The organism is Polaromonas sp. (genome assembly GCF_043778355.1).
GTDB lineage: Bacteria > Pseudomonadota > Gammaproteobacteria > Burkholderiales > Burkholderiaceae_C > Polaromonas.
Genome location: NZ_JAYWHI010000095.1, coordinates 36,385 through 50,920 on the forward strand (window position 1 = coordinate 36,385; position 14,536 = coordinate 50,920).

Annotated in this window: 14 protein-coding genes; 9 read left to right on the forward strand and 5 right to left on the reverse strand. The window is 64.5% G+C overall.

What is annotated here, in order from left to right; translation table 11 throughout:
- Positions 1–19: 19 nt before the first annotated feature.
- The 6 genes from ACH2CW_RS13705 to ACH2CW_RS13730 all read left to right on the forward strand — a co-directional run bounded on the left by ACH2CW_RS13705 (position 20) and on the right by ACH2CW_RS13730 (position 4,546).
- Positions 20–1,054, forward strand: coding sequence for a methionine synthase (locus ACH2CW_RS13705; protein ID WP_395059046.1), 1,035 nt, complete (start codon positions 20–22; stop codon positions 1,052–1,054).
- An 8-nt stretch (positions 1,055–1,062) separates the two neighbouring features.
- A complete protein-coding gene (locus ACH2CW_RS13710) occupies positions 1,063–2,244 on the forward strand; it encodes a serine hydrolase domain-containing protein (RefSeq protein ID WP_395059048.1) in 1,182 nt (393 codons plus the stop codon).
- Positions 2,245–2,263: 19 nt separating this feature from the next.
- Entirely contained in the window at positions 2,264–2,785 is a 522-nt protein-coding gene (locus tag ACH2CW_RS13715) for a cupin domain-containing protein (protein ID WP_395059050.1), read from the forward strand.
- Positions 2,786–2,952: 167 nt separating this feature from the next.
- Positions 2,953–3,621, forward strand: coding sequence for a glycine zipper 2TM domain-containing protein (locus tag ACH2CW_RS13720; RefSeq protein ID WP_395059052.1), 669 nt, complete (start codon positions 2,953–2,955; stop codon positions 3,619–3,621).
- 184 nt (positions 3,622–3,805) lie between these two features.
- A complete protein-coding gene (locus ACH2CW_RS13725; protein WP_395059054.1) occupies positions 3,806–4,087 on the forward strand; it encodes a DUF427 domain-containing protein in 282 nt (93 codons plus the stop codon).
- Positions 4,088–4,108: 21 nt separating this feature from the next.
- The gene (locus ACH2CW_RS13730) at positions 4,109–4,546 is read left to right on the forward strand and encodes a universal stress protein (protein WP_395059056.1); all 438 of its coding nucleotides are present in this window, start codon (positions 4,109–4,111) and stop codon (positions 4,544–4,546) included.
- Between the two features lie 101 nt (positions 4,547–4,647).
- Here ACH2CW_RS13730 and ACH2CW_RS13735 read toward each other — a convergent pair whose 3' ends face one another.
- Both ACH2CW_RS13735 and ACH2CW_RS13740 read right to left on the reverse strand, forming a co-directional pair.
- Complete coding sequence (locus ACH2CW_RS13735; RefSeq protein WP_395059058.1) at positions 4,648–5,130, reverse strand: DUF1854 domain-containing protein; 483 nt, start codon at positions 5,128–5,130, stop codon at positions 4,648–4,650.
- Positions 5,123–7,471 (reverse strand): ABC transporter ATP-binding protein, encoded by a 2,349-nt coding sequence (locus ACH2CW_RS13740; RefSeq protein ID WP_395059060.1) that lies wholly within the window; start codon positions 7,469–7,471, stop codon positions 5,123–5,125. Before ACH2CW_RS13740 ends, ACH2CW_RS13735 begins: the two co-directional genes overlap by 8 nt.
- Before the next feature lies 1 nt (position 7,472).
- Between ACH2CW_RS13740 and ACH2CW_RS13745 the strand changes: the two genes are divergently transcribed.
- From ACH2CW_RS13745 to cphA (ACH2CW_RS13755), 3 genes are read left to right on the forward strand one after another with little or no spacing between them, the layout of a single operon-like run.
- Positions 7,473–7,661 carry a hypothetical protein gene (locus tag ACH2CW_RS13745; protein WP_395059062.1) on the forward strand — a complete coding sequence of 63 codons (189 nt, stop codon included), beginning with the start codon at positions 7,473–7,475 and terminating at the stop codon, positions 7,659–7,661.
- A 16-nt stretch (positions 7,662–7,677) separates the two neighbouring features.
- Positions 7,678–9,903 carry a cyanophycin synthetase gene (gene cphA / locus ACH2CW_RS13750; RefSeq protein ID WP_395059064.1) on the forward strand — a complete coding sequence of 742 codons (2,226 nt, stop codon included), beginning with the start codon at positions 7,678–7,680 and terminating at the stop codon, positions 9,901–9,903.
- The gene (gene cphA / locus ACH2CW_RS13755; RefSeq protein WP_395059066.1) at positions 9,900–12,503 is read left to right on the forward strand and encodes a cyanophycin synthetase; all 2,604 of its coding nucleotides are present in this window, start codon (positions 9,900–9,902) and stop codon (positions 12,501–12,503) included. Before cphA (ACH2CW_RS13750) ends, cphA (ACH2CW_RS13755) begins: the two co-directional genes overlap by 4 nt.
- Before the next feature lie 121 nt (positions 12,504–12,624).
- Here the strand turns inward: cphA (ACH2CW_RS13755) and ACH2CW_RS13760 are convergent, their stop codons facing one another.
- From ACH2CW_RS13760 to ACH2CW_RS13770, 3 genes are all read right to left on the reverse strand, one after another.
- A complete protein-coding gene (locus ACH2CW_RS13760; RefSeq protein ID WP_395059068.1) occupies positions 12,625–13,380 on the reverse strand; it encodes an SDR family NAD(P)-dependent oxidoreductase in 756 nt (251 codons plus the stop codon).
- A gap of 50 nt (positions 13,381–13,430) precedes the next feature.
- Positions 13,431–14,063: an intradiol ring-cleavage dioxygenase gene (locus ACH2CW_RS13765; protein ID WP_395059070.1), complete on the reverse strand. Its 633-nt coding sequence runs from the start codon at positions 14,061–14,063 to the stop codon at positions 13,431–13,433.
- A gap of 68 nt (positions 14,064–14,131) precedes the next feature.
- A partial coding sequence (locus tag ACH2CW_RS13770; protein ID WP_395059072.1) for a pseudouridine synthase occupies positions 14,132–14,536 on the reverse strand: 405 nt, incomplete at its 5' end.

Consider the following 14,536-nt stretch of genomic DNA (forward strand, 5'->3'; position numbering starts at 1 on the left):
CCCACAAACAGGAGACACCATGACAAGAACACTTTTCAGCAGCACCATTGCCGGCAGCCTGCCCAAACCGGCGTGGCTGTCGGAAACCCAGAAACTCTGGCCGCAATGGAAGGCCGAAGGCGCTGAACTCGCGCAGGCCAAGGCCGACGCCACGTTGCTGTGGATCAAGGCGCAGGAGGATGCCGGGCTCGACGTGATTGGCGACGGTGAGCAGTCGCGCCAGCATTTTGTGCATGGCTTTCTGGAGCAGGTCGAAGGTATCGATTTCGAGCACAAGGTCAAGATGGGCATACGCGACAACCGCTATGACGCCATGGTGCCGCAGGTGGTGGCCGCGCTCAAACTCAAAGGCCGGGTCCACGCCGCTGAAGCGCAACTGCTGCGCGCGCACACGGACAAAAAAATCAAGTTCACCTTGCCCGGCCCAATGACCATTGTGGACACCGTGGCCGACCAGTTTTATGGCGACCGCATCAAGCTCGCCATGGCCTTTGCCGGGCTGCTGAATCAGGAGGCACTGGCGCTGCAGGCCGACGGTGTGGACATCATCCAGTTCGATGAGCCGGCTTTCAATGTCTACATGAAAGACGCCGCCGACTGGGGCGTGAAAGCGCTGGAGCGCGCCGCGCAGGGCCTGACCTGCACCACGGCCGTCCACATCTGTTATGGCTACGGCATCAAGGCCAATGACGACTGGAAGCAGACCCTGGGTGAGGAATGGCGGCAGTACGAGCAGGTGCTGCCGGCACTGGCCAAAAGCAGCATCCAGCAGGTCAGCCTGGAGTGTTACCACTCGCATGTGCCGCCGCACCTGATGGCGCTGCTCGAAGGCAAGGACGTGATGGTCGGCGTCATTGATGTGGCCAGCGACGAGATCGAGACGCCCGAGCAGATTGCCGACACCATCGGCAAAGCGCTGCAATACGTGCCGAAGAACCGCCTGCTGCCCTGCACCAACTGCGGACTGGCACCCATGAACCGCGAGGTGGCTTTGAAGAAATTGCAGGCGCTGGCACAAGGCGCTGCGCTGGCGCGCGAGCGTTACGCTGCTTGAGGGCTGGCATGACTGAATTGACGTTTGCTTCACCTGCCGAGCTTGGCCTGTGCCCTGATCGCCTGCAACGCCTGCTGGATGTGCTGCAGGCCGACGTGGATCGCGGCCGATTGCCTGGCGCGGTGGCGCTGGTTGCGCGCGGTGGCAAGGTGGCCCTGTTTGAAAGTTTGGGCCAGCTTGATCCGGCCGCCGGCACGGTGATGTCGCGCGACGCGATTTTTCGCATCTATTCGATGACCAAGCCGGTGGTCTCGGTCGCCGTGATGATGTTGATGGAGCAGGGCAAGCTGCTGCTCAGCGACCCGGTGGGCAAACACCTGCCTGAGTTTGCCAACCAGAAGGTGGCGGTCGAGCGTGACGGGCAGGTGACGCTGGAGGATCTGATACGGCCCGCCACGGTGCAGGACCTGCTGCGCCACACCGCCGGCCTGACTTATGAATTCCTCGGTTCGGCGGCGGTGCAGCAGCAATATGCGGAGATCAACATGGGTTCGCGCGAACGCAGCAATGCGGAATTTTCGCGCACGCTGGCGGGCCTGCCGTTGATGCACCAGCCCGGCAGTGTCTGGGAATACAGCCGGGCCACCGACGTGCTGGGCCGACTGGTCGAGGTTGTAAGCAGGCAGTCACTCGGCGATTACCTGCGGCAGGCTATTTTTATACCACTGGGCATGTTTGAGACCGGGTTTGCGGTGGACGCCGCGGACCAGCACCGCATTGCCGAACCTTTTGCGCACGACCCTGACGGCGGCGAGCCCATGCGGGTGCTGGACCCGCGCCGCCGCATGGCGATGGAAAGCGGTGGCGGCGGCCTGCTGTCCACCGCCATGGACTACGCGCGTTTCCTGCAGTTCATGCGTAACCGTGGCGAACTGGGTGGCAAGCGCCTGCTGGGCCCGCACACCGTGGATTTCATGACGGCCGACCACCTCGACGGCCTTCCGTCCACCGGCGATTTGCTGCCACCGGGCCATGGTTTCGGGCTGGGCTTTGCAGTGCGCACTGCGGCCGGTGTGTCCCCCGTTCCCGGTTCGGTCGGCCTGTACTACTGGGGCGGTATCGCCGGCACCACCTTTTTTGTGGACCCGGCCCAGGACCTGTATGCGCTGCTGATGATCCAGGCACCGAACCAGCGCGATCACTACCGGCCGCTGTTTCGCAGCCTGGTGTACGCTGCCTTGCTTGAGTAACACGTTTCCGGAGACAAGCATGAGTCACAACACCGGCCACACGCACAGCCATCCCGACGGGCACAGCCATGGGCACCAGGCCACGGACTGGAAACACGACGGCGTACGCGTGATTCCCGGCGGTCAGCTCGACGGCAATGTGCCCTCGACACCCGGTATGGACCGCAAGGCGGCCATCAATTTCGCGCGTGTTGGTGCGCAAAAGCTCTGGGCCGGCACCGTCACCATCCATGCCAACGCCAAGACCGGCGCGCACCACCATGGCCACCTGGAAAGCGTGATCTATGTGGTGCGGGGCCGGGCGCGCATGCGTTGGGGCGAGACGCTGGAGTTCACCGCAGAAGCCGGGCCCGGCGACTTCATCTATGTGCCCCCTTACGTTCCGCACCAGGAAATCAATGCCAGCCCAACCGAACTGCTGGAGTGTGTGCTCTGCCGCAGCGACGGTGAGGCCGTCGCCATCAACCTCGACATCGCGCCGGCCGAACAACCCGAGCAGGTGTTGTGGATTGACCCGACCCACCCCCACGGTGGCGTGTAAAGCGCGGGCAAAGCGCTCGTGAGGCGTCGGTGAAGCTGGCCTCAACTGCGAAAAATTACACGTTTTGAAGGGGGATGCGCATACCTTTACTTACGAATCTCACCGCGTCCTACATTGGCGTTGACATGAACTGGTTACAACAGAGGCTCTAACAAGGAGTACCCATCATGGATACAAACAATCAAGTTCCCGCCACGCCAGGCAGCCAGCCTGGTTTTCCGCAGCGCATGCAGCACAGCAAGGCGCTGGTCGCTATCGCGGCTGTTCTGGGGGTCACAGTGATGGCGCTTGCCGCCGCGCTGGTGGTCAACCGTTCTGACGCACAGCCCGGTGGAACCACCGCTATGGCGCCGACCACGCAGTCGAGCACGACCAGCAAGCTGGCCAGCAACACAACAACCCCTGCCAAGCCGGTGGTTCAGCAGCGCCCTGTTGTGGTGGCCCAGGCCCCGGCGCCGGCCCCGTCTCCCAAACCTGTGGTTTGTGCCGACTGCGGCACGGTTGAAGCCGTGACAGCCGTACAGCGCCAGGGCCAGGTCAACGGCGTGGCTGTCGGCAACACCACGGTGGGTCTTGGCACGGTTGCCGGGGGCGTGATTGGTGGCCTGCTGGGCAACCAGGTCGGCGGCGGTAGCGGCAAAACCGCGATGACCGTGCTCGGTGCCGCCGGTGGTGCTTTTGCCGGCAACAAGATCGAGGAAAACATGAAAAAGGTCACTGTTTATCAGGTGCGTGTGCGCATGAATGACGGTTCGACCCGCAATGTTGAGGTGTCCAGCTCGGTGCCCGTTGGCTCCAAAGTGATTGTTGAAGGCAACAACCTGCGCATGGCCTGAGCGCTGCCCGCCGCAAGGCAGGCATGAATGATGAATGAAAGAGGCGTGATGGCTTGCCATCACGCCTCTTTTTTTGGTTTTTGAAATGCCTGCGCCGCCACCCCAGCCGCTGCAGACTGTGCGAAGATTGTCTGCAACCCATCCCTGTCCCGACGGCGGACCTGCAACCGAAGAAAGAAGTGTTATGAAGGCCATCTGGAACGGCGCAGTCATTGCGCAAAGCGACGACATCGTGACCATCGAAGGTAACCATTATTTTCCGGACAGCACGCTTAACCGTGACTACGTGACGTTCAGCAACCACCACACCATGTGCGCATGGAAAGGGCAGGCCAGCTATTACTCGCTGCTCGTCAATGGCGAGATGAATACCGACGCCGCCTGGTATTACCCCGACCCCAAGTCTGAAGCTGAAGAGATCAAAGGCCGTGTGGCGTTCTGGAAAGGCGTGAAGATCGAAGCCTGATTTTTTGAGGAGATTGAAATCATGTTCAAGCACATCTTGTTGCCCGTCGATGGCTCACAGACTTCGCTGATGGCGGTCGAAAAGGCCAGGGGTCTGGCCCAGGCCTTCGGCAGCACGGTGACTGCGATTTACGTGATTGATCCTTATGCCTTCAGCGGTGTCGGCGCCGACTTTGCTTATGGCCAGGCGCAGTACCTGGGCGCGGCGACAGCAGAAGGCAAGGAGGCGCTGACCGGGGCAACCCTGGTGCTCGAGAGTGCGGGCATCACGGTGGCCTCGTCCATCGTGGAAAGCCATGCCATCTATCGCGGCATTGTGGAAACTGCCAACTCGGTGGGGGCCGACCTGATTGTCATGGGTTCTCACGGCCGACGCGGATTGGAAAAACTTGTACTCGGCAGTGTGGCGGCCCAGGTGCTGGCCCACGCCCACCTGCCCATCCTGATCGTGCGCGACTGAGCGGAGGCGCGATCTGCTGCCCAATACAGTCGGATCCGGCATTAGATTGGCTTGTAACCCATATCTGGCGGGCGCAAGCAGCTATCTAATTGATAGCGAATCTAAAGAAACCGTTCGAGCAGTCGCCGCGACGCCCGGTCCAGCGTCCCCATGTCCTTCACGCTGAAGTGCACGCCGTGGCCGGCCGCGATCAGCAGCGACTGGCGGCTCAGGCGGCGTATGTCTTCCTCACCCTTGAGCACAAACGTGGTGTTGCCGCGATCCGTCTCCACGGCCCAGGTGCTGGGTGTGCCAAAACTTGAAACACTGAGGATGCATGTGATCTCGGGCACGAAGTCGCGCAGGGCCAGCTCTTCTTCCAGCAGGCTGCGCAGCGCTGGCGGCAAGCCATCCAGCCGCTCCAGCCAGGCCAGCTCATGGCCCTCGCTGCCGACCAGCGAAATGCCTTCATCGGGCGCTGCGATCGGGAACGCACGTACCGGCACCACGCCCAGGTGTTGCTGGCCCTGGCTGTCGGTCAGCAACAGGCGGCCCGAGGTGTGGCGTTCAAGCTGAAAAGGAATCATCGATGGGGTTTCAGACATTGCCGCTCCGCTGCGCGGTATGCGCTACCTGCGAGGTCGCCAGCGCGATCCGGCCTTCTTCGGCGTCCTGGTTGCCTTCGCTGTCGACCTGGCGCGCCTGCGCTTCGTAGAGCCGCCAATACGCGCCCTGTTGGGCCATCAACGCGTCGTGCGGTCCGACCTCGACCACCTGGCCGCGATCCATCACCACCAGCCGGTTGGCCTTGCGCAGGGTGGACAGGCGGTGCGCGATGGCAATCGTGGTCCGGCCCTGCACCAGGTTGTCCAGGGCCTTCTGGATTTCCTGCTCGGTTTCGGTGTCCACCGATGACGTGGCTTCGTCCAGAATCAGAATGCGCGGGTCAATCAGCAAGGCGCGCGCAATCGAGATACGCTGGCGTTCGCCGCCCGACAGGCCCTGGCCGCGTTCGCCGACCAGTGAGTCATAACCCTGGGGCAGGCGCAGGATGAACTCGTGCGCATGCGCGGCGCGGGCGGCGGCCACAATCTCGGCACGGCTGGCGCCCGGTTTGCCATAGGCGATGTTTTCGGCAATCGTGCCGAAAAACAAAAACGGCTCCTGCAGCACCAGGCCAATGTTGCGCCGGTAGTCAGCCACGCCAAATCGCCGGATGTCGGTGCCATCAACACTGATGCTGCCGTCGGTCGCATCGTAAAAGCGGCAGATCAGGTTGACCAGCGTGCTTTTGCCGGAACCGCTGTGGCCCACCAGGCCGATCATTTCGCCCGGCTGAATCACCAGGTCCAGCCCGCGAATCACTGCGCGGTTGCCGTAGCGAAAGCCCAGGCCGCTCATCTCGATGCGGCCTTGCAGGGAGGTCATGGGCACCGGGTTGGCGGACTCGGGCACATTCGAGACATGGTCGAGGATGTCAAAAATGCGCTTTGCGCCGGACGCTGCTTTTTGCGTCACCGACACAATGCGGCTCATGGAGTCCAGCCGTGTGTAAAAGCGGCCGATATAGGCGATAAAGGCGGTCAGCACCCCGACCGTGATTTGCTGTTTCGACACCAGCCAGATGCCAAAAGCCCAGACCACCAGCAGGCCGATTTCGGTCAGCAGCGACACCGTGGGGGTGAACAGCGACCAGACCTTGTTGAGCTTGTCATTGACCATCAGGTTGTGGGCATTGGCATCGCGAAAACGCTGGGCTTCGCGCTTTTCCTGGGCAAAGGCCTTGACCACCCGGATGCCGGGAATGGTGTCAGCCAGCACATTGGTCACTTCCGACCAGACCCGGTCGATTTTTTCAAAGCCGGTGCGCAGGCGCTCACGTACCGCATGGATCATCCAGGCGATGAAAGGCAGCGGCAGCAGGGTCACCAGCGCCAGCCAGGGATTGATCGAAAACAGGATGGCGGCCGTCATCATGATCATCAGCACGTCGGTGGCGAAGTCCAGCGCATGCAGCGACAAAAACACGTTGATGCGGTCGGTTTCCGAGCCAATGCGCGCCATCAGATCACCGGTGCGCTTGCCGCCGAAGTAATCCAGTGAAAGCTCCAGCAGGTGGTCGAAAGTGGCGGTGCGCAGGTCGGCGCCTATGCGCTCGGACACCAGTGCCAGCAGGTAGGTGCGGGCCCAGTTCAGCGCCCAGCCCACCACCGCCGCTGCCAGCAGCGCGCCCAGGATGGTCAGCACCTTCCAGGATTCAATCCGCTGGCCGTTCTGGAACGGGATCAGGATGTCGTCGATCAGCGGGATGGTCAGGTAAGGCGGTACCAGGGTGGCTGCGGTGGAGGCCAGCGTCAGCAAAAAGCCGGCCAGCAACTGCCACCGGTACGGCCGGGCAAAGCGCCACAGGCGCAGTAGCACCCAGGTCGATGGCGGGGTGTGCAGCTCCCGCGCGCAGGTCGGGCAGTCCTCGCTGTCCGGCGGCAGCACCGTGTCGCACAGCGGGCACAGGGCGACATCATCGCTGAGCTCGTCGGCAGCCTCGGGTCCGGATGGTGCGGTTCGCTGCTCAAACAGCCGCAGCAGCCGCAGCGCCTGGACATTCCCAGCCAGGGTAAAGCGCCAACTGGCCCGCCGGGCCGTGCCCTCATGCAGCTCCAGCGTGGCAACGCCGGCGTGGTCAAAATGGCGCAGCGACAGGGCCGGAGCGTCGCCATGTGGGGTTTTTCCGGGCAACGCCCAGCTCGTCCACTGGCCGGTTTCCGTATCCTGAGCCAACAGCCGCTGGTCGGTCAGCGCCAGCAAACCGCGGGAAAAACGAAGTTGTCGGTTCAGGTCAACCAGCACCGTGCATAAGACGTTCTCATGGGCTGCGAGCTGTGCGCGCAATTCCGTTTGCGCCTGGCCGGCCTCGCTGGAGACAACAACCGGATGAGAATTTTGCATTGTGAGTTTGGAAGCCGTCAAAACCTGTGCCCTGGGGATTTCCAGGGCCGAAGCGGCGATTTTCGCCCAAGCCGGGGCAGCTGCTGATGTCTTATTCAGCAACCGTGCAGGAAAAACCGCATTTATTAACCAGAAACGCCCCTTCCGGAGCGCTTTTCAAAAAGAACGTCCGCCCGACCCGCGCGGTTGACCCAAGCGATAAAAACATGAGTAAAAAGGACGACATCCAGCTTCTGCGCATCAATTACCTGCGCGGCCCCAACATCTGGACTTACCGGCCGGTGCTGGAAACCTGGCTGGACCTGGGCCCCCTGGAAGACTTCCCCTCCAACCTGATTCCCGGCTTCAGCGACAGGCTGGTGGCCCTGCTGCCGGCCCTGGTCGAGCACCACTGCGGTGTTGGCGAGCGCGGCGGCTTCATCCAGCGCCTGATCGAAGGCACCTGGGCCGGCCATGTGCTTGAACACGTGGTGATCGAGCTGCTGAACCTGGCCGGCATGCCGACCGGTTTCGGCCAGACGCGCAGCACCTCGCAGCGCGGCGTCTACCGCATGGTCTTCCGCGCCCGTGATGAGCAGGTGGCCCGCAGCGCCCTGGCCGAGGGCCACCGCCTGCTGATGGCGGCCATCAACAACGGCGCCCATCACGAGCCTTATGGCGAGGCCGAACTGCAGGCTGCCGTCGGACGGGTCCGGGCCAAGGTCGACGAGTGTTATCTCGGCCCCAGCACCGCCGCCATCGTGGGGGCCGCGAGCGAGCGCCGTATCCCGCATATCCGGCTGAACGACGGTAACCTGGTGCAACTTGGCTATGGCGCCAGCCAGCGCCGCATCTGGACCGCCGAAAGCGAGTTCACCAGCGCGATTGCCGAAGGCATTGCCGGCGACAAGGACCTGACCAAAAGCCTGCTGGCCTCCTGCGGCGTGCCGGTGCCCGAAGGCCAGATCGTCGACAGCGCCGAAGCCGCCTGGGAGGCCGCGCAGGACATCGGCCTGCCGGTGGTGGTCAAGCCTTCCGACGGCAACCATGGCCGCGGCGTGTCCATGGACCTGAACACCCGCGAGGAAGTTGAAGCCGCCTTCCACGTCGCCGCGCCGCAGGGCAGCGAGGTGATGGTCGAGCGTTATGTGCGCGGGCACGAACACCGGCTGCTGGTGGTCGGCGGCCGGGTGGTCGCCGCAGCCCGCGGCGAAACCGCATCCATTCGCGGCGACGGGCGTTCGACCGTGGCCGAACTGATCGACAGCCAGCTCAACATCGATCCGCGGCGCGGCTACGAGGAAGATTTTCCGCTGAGTCTGATCAAGCTCGACGAGGAAGAGGCCATCGTGCTGGAACTGCAGCGCCAAGGCCTGGCGCCAGGCGACATTCCTGCCGCCGGTCGCGAGGTGCTGATCCAGCGCAACGGCAATGTCTCGATTGACTGCACCGACGATGTGCACCCCGACGTGGATTACATCGTGTCGCTGGCGGCCCGCGTGGTCGGCCTGGACATCGCCGGCATCGACCTGGTCGTGAAGGATATTTCCAAACCCTTGCAGGCCCAGGGCGGGGCGATTGTTGAAGTCAACGCCGGGCCTGGCCTGCTGATGCACCTCAAGCCGGCCGAGGGCGCGCCCCGCCCGGTGGGCCGCGCGATCTGCGACCACCTGTTTCCCGAAGCGCCGGAAGGTTCGCAGAGCGGCCGAATCCCGGTCGTCGGCGTGGCCGGGTCCTCCGGCACCCGCCATATCGCCCGGCTGGTTGCCTGGCTGCTGCAACTGTCGGGCAAACACACCGGCCTGGCCTGCCGCGACGGCCTTTTCGTGGACGGACGCTGTCTGGATAAAACCGACGGTACCTGCTGGGAGGCCGGCCAGCGCCTGCTGATCAACCGTGCTGTCCAGGCGGCGGTGTTTGAAAACAGCGCCGACACCATCCTGCGCACCGGCCTGGCCTATGACCGCTGTCAGGTCGGCCTGGTCACTGACCTGGGCGGCTGGGAAAAACTCGCCGAGTTCGACATCTTTGACGATGAACCGATGTTCAAGGTGATGCGCTCGCAGGTCGATGTGGTGTTGCCAGACGGTGTGGCCGTGCTCAACGCCGCCGACCCGGCGATTGTGAGCATGGCCGGACTGTGTGATGGCGAGGTCATTTTTTATGCGCTGGATCCGGCGCTGGACGCCATCTCGACTCACCTGGACAACGGCGGCCGCGCCGTGTTCATGCGCCAGGGCCAGGTGGTGCTGGCCACCGGCGGCAGCGAGGTCTTTTTGCCTGGCCTCGACAAACTCGCGGTCTGGCAAGACCGCCACGCGCCGACCGCCGAAGACAGCCTGCTCGCCGCCATCGCCGCGGCCTGGGCGCTCGGCATTCCCCTTAACCTGATAGGCGCGGGCATCGAAGCCTTCGAATCCGGCGCCGCCCAGTCCCGAAAGACTCTTCCATGATCGTCTCGCGCATCCGTGCCCTGCGCGGCCCCAACCTGTGGAGCCGCCACACGGCGCTTGAAGCCATTGTGACCTGCACCGAGGCGGAATGCGCCATCGACAAGCTGCCCGGCTTCGAGCCGCGCGTGCGCTCGCTCTTCCCCGCGATCGGTGCACTGCGTCCCGGCGGTTATGCCGGCCCGGTGTCGCTGGCCCATGTGCTGGAGTCGGCCGCGCTGGCCTTGCAGGCCAACGCCGGCTGCCCGGTCACTTTCAGCCAGACGGCCGCCACACTGGAGACCGGTGTCTACCAGACCGTGATCGAATACAGCGAAGAGGCGGTCGGCCGCTTGGCGCTTGAACTGGCCCAGGCGTTGGTGTTTGCCGCGCTCAATGAAACCGGTTTCGACGTGGACGTGGCGATCGCCCAACTGCGTGACCTGGACGAAGACGAACGCATCGGCCCCAGCACCGGCGCCATTGTGGACGCGGCGGTGGCACGCGGCATTCCCTACCGGCGCCTGACGCGCGGCAGCCTGGTGCAGTTCGGCTGGGGCTCGCGCCAGCGCCGCATTCAGGCCGCCGAACTCGACGCCACCAGCGCCGTGTCCGAGTCGATTGCCCAGGACAAGGACCTGACCAAAAAACTTCTGCTGGCCGCCGGCGTGCCGGTGCCCATCGGCCGGCCGGTCACCGATGCCGACGACGCCTGGGCCGCCGCCCTGCAGATTGGCCTGCCGGTCGTGGCCAAGCCGCTGGACGGCAACCAGGGCAAGGGCGTGACTGTCAACATCGCCACGCGCGACCATCTGGACATCGCTTTTCGCGCCGCCGCCGAATACGGCGAGGTGCTGGTCGAAAAGTTCCTGCCCGGCAATGACTTCCGCCTGCTGGTGGTCGGCAACAAGCTGGTGGCCGCCTCGCGCCGCGAGCCGCCCCAGGTGCTGGGTGACGGCCTGCACACCGTGCGCGAACTGGTTGACATCGTCAATCAGGACCCGCGCCGCGGCGAAGGCCACGCGACGTCCCTGACCAAGATCCGTTTTGACGAGATTGCGGTGGCGCGTCTGGCGGTCCAGGACCTGACGCCCGAGTCGATTCCCGCGCGCGGGCGCCGCGTGATCCTGCGCAACAACGCCAACCTGAGTACCGGTGGCACCGCCACCGACGTGACCGGCGACGTGCATCCCGAAGTGGCCGCGCGTGCCGTGGCGGCCGCACAAATGATCGGTCTGGACATCTGCGGCGTGGACGTGGTCTGCGAAAGCGTGCTGCGTCCGCTGGAAGCGCAAAACGGTGGCGTGGTCGAGGTCAATGCCGCGCCCGGCCTGCGCATGCACCTGTCGCCTTCCTATGGCAAGGGCCGCGCTGTCGGCGGCGCCATGATCAACGAGCTGTTTGCCCATGGTGACGACGGCCGCGTGCCAGTGGTGGCCGTGACCGGCACCAATGGCAAAACCACCGTGACCCGTCTGATCGCCCACCTGCTGACGGCCAGCGGCCTGCGCTGCGGCATGACCAACACCGACGGCGTGTACGTGGACGGGCGGCAAACCGACAGCGGCGACTGCAGCGGACCGAAAAGCGCGCGCAATGTGCTGATGCACCCCGACGTCGACGCTGCGGTGTTTGAAGTCGCGCGCGGCGGTGTGTTGCGCGAAGGCCTGGGCTTTGACCGCTGCCAGGTGGCCGTTGTCACCAACGTCGGCAGTGGCGACCACCTCGGCCTGAACTACATCACCACGGTCGAGGACCTGGCGGTGCTCAAGCGCGTGATCGTGCAGAACGTCGCGCCCACCGGTTATGCGGTGCTCAATGCCGCCGATCCCATCGTGGCGGCCATGGCGCCCACCTGTCCTGGCAAGGTGATCTTTTTTGCGGCCGACCGGCACCACCCGCTGATGGCCACCCACCGCGCGCAGGGCAAACGCACCGTGTACGTGGACGGCAATACCATCGTCGCCGCCGAGGGCGCCTGGCGCGAACGTGTGTCACTGCAACATGTACCGCTGACCCGTGGCGGCAGCATCGGCTTCCAGGTCGAGAACGTGATGGCGGCCATTGCGGCGGCCTGGGCCGTCGGCCTCCAGTGGGAGACCCTCAAGAGTGGCCTGGCCAGTTTTGTCAGCGACGCGCACAACGCACCGGGTCGCTTCAACGTGATGGACTACAAGGGCGCCACCGTGATCGCCGACTACGGCCACAACCCGGACGCCATGCGCGCGTTGGTGGCGGCGGTGGATACCATGCCGGCGAGCCAGGGACAGCGCCGCAGTGTCGTGATTTCGGGCGCCGGCGACCGCCGTGACAGCGACATCCGCGACCAGACCATCATCCTGGGCAAAGCCTTCGACGACGTACTGCTTTATCAGGACGCAGCCCAGCGCGGGCGCGCCGACGGCGAGGTCATGGCCCTGCTGCGTGAAGGCCTGGCCGGTGCATCACGCACCACCCGTATCGACGAAATTCGCGGTGAATTCGTTGCCATCGACACTGCCCTCGAACGCCTGCAGCCCGGCGACCTGTGCCTGGTGCTGGTCGATCAGGTGCAGGAGGCGCTGGCGCACCTGGCAGCGCGGGTCAAGGATGCGCGCGATGAGCGCCAGCCGGCCACTGCCTGAGCCTCAGCCCTACCGATGCGGGAAGGGCAGCGCCAGCTCCTTGCCCCGATTTATTCGCAAAATCGGCCTTCTGCCCATATTTATCATGGGTGAGTAGCTATCAAAATAGTAGCAATCCCGATCAATCCCGCACATCCGCCACCGGCTGGCTGCCGAAGTCCGGCCTGGCCAGGAAGGCCAGGATGCGTGCAGCGGCGTCCTCGGGCGAGGTCAGCAGGCCCTTGTCCTTGAGGTTGATGAAGTTGCCCTGGTCTGGAAACGCTGCTGCGTCCGCGCCGCGCAACTGGGTCTGCATGTCGGTGTCGATCACGCCTGGTGCCAGTGAGCAGACGGTGGCGCCGTTGGGCTTGAGGGCTTCTTCCAGCGCCACGCAGCGCGTGAAGTGGTCCATGCCGGCCTTGGCCGCGCAATAAATCGACTGCGAGGCCATGGCCTTGCGGCCCAGACCGGACGAGATATTGAGCACCTTGCGTTGGGCCCGCCAGCTCCCGGTGGCACGCAGGAAAGCGGCGGTCAGCTGCATGGGAGCTTCGAGCCCGACAGCCAGGCCCAGGTGCAGGTCGTCGGCGTCGGCGTCGCTCAGTGGCCCGATACGCGGAATCATGCCCGCGTTATTGATCAACACGGCCTCGGCGAAACCTTCCCCGGACTGCTCGCGCAGCCATTGCTCCAGCCGCGCGCTGAGGTCAACGCTGTGCGCCAGGTCCTGGGGCCACTGCAACAGCGTGGCGCCGGCCAGCTTGGCCTGTGCGGCCAGGGTGTCATTGGTCTTGCGCGAGATACACAGCAGCGTATGGCCGGGTTTGAGCAGTTGCCGGGCCATGGCCAGGCCCATGCCGCGCGAGGCGCCCGTCAGAATGAAAAGTGGGTGGGTCATGGGCACTGATGGTACTGACAAACCGTGGCAGGCGTGCCGGCGTGTGGCCGTCAGGCCGCCACAACGATAGGAAAGTTCGCCCGCAGGCCGTCACTGCCCGTCGCAAACGGAACGGTTAATGCCGCCCTGTCAGTCTCATCGAGCCGGCGCCAGAGAAAGTCGCGTGTATTTCCGGGGTCGTCGCTCACATAAAGCTGGGTGGTCAGCAATTCACGCTGGCCGAGTTTGACCTTCACATGGATGTGCGGTGTACGCCCGGCATAGGCCACCGGTTTGAGTGTGCGAAAGCGATAACGCCCGTCGGCGCCGACCGTGATACTGCCGAAGCCCTGAAAACGCCGGTCCGCCCGGTCGCCGTCGCCGGGGTGGTGGTAGTGGCCGGCATGGTCGCACTGCCAGATCTCGACGCGGGCGCCGGCCACTGGTTTGCCGGCCAGGTCACTGACCTGGCCTTCGACCCATGCCGGCTGGCCTTCGGCATAAACCAGCGTGCCGTTGCGCAGCAGGTCAGGGTCGCTGTCTTTGGGCAGGGCGACCGGGTAGAACGGGCCTTCGGTTTGCGAGGGCGTGGCCCGCCGGGCGGCGGTCGGCTGGGCGCGCAGGCCCAGCCACAGGGCGGGGGCGGCGACCAGCGCGGTGGCCACGGTGCGACGGCGTAGCAGGGAGGAGCGGTCAGTGGGCATGCAGGTCTCCGTTGAAGCTGTCAGATGCCGCCAGGCATGCCAAAGTTCCGTAACCGTCTGCCCGACCCTCAGAAGGGCGGCGCACTTTCGAAAGAAAGCATCTCGGCGCTGACAGGATGCACAAACTGCAAGCGGCTCGCATGCAGCAGCAGCCGGGGTGCGCGGGCCTGCACGGCGTCGCTGCCGTACAGCCGGTCGCCCAGGATCGGGTGGCCGATGGCCTGCAGATGCACGCGCAACTGGTGCGAGCGTCCGCTCAAGGGCGCCAGTTCCAGGCGTGTGTTGTGGGCCGCTGCATCGTGCGCCAGAACGCGCCAGCGGGTCTGGCTGGCCTTGCCGAGTTGCGCATCAATGATGCGCAACGGGCGGCGCGGCCAGTCCACCGCAATCGGCAGGTCGATCAGGCCCCAGCCACCAGCATCTGGCGCGTCTGCGAGCTTGCCGTCAACCACCGCGACGTAACGCTTGTTCAC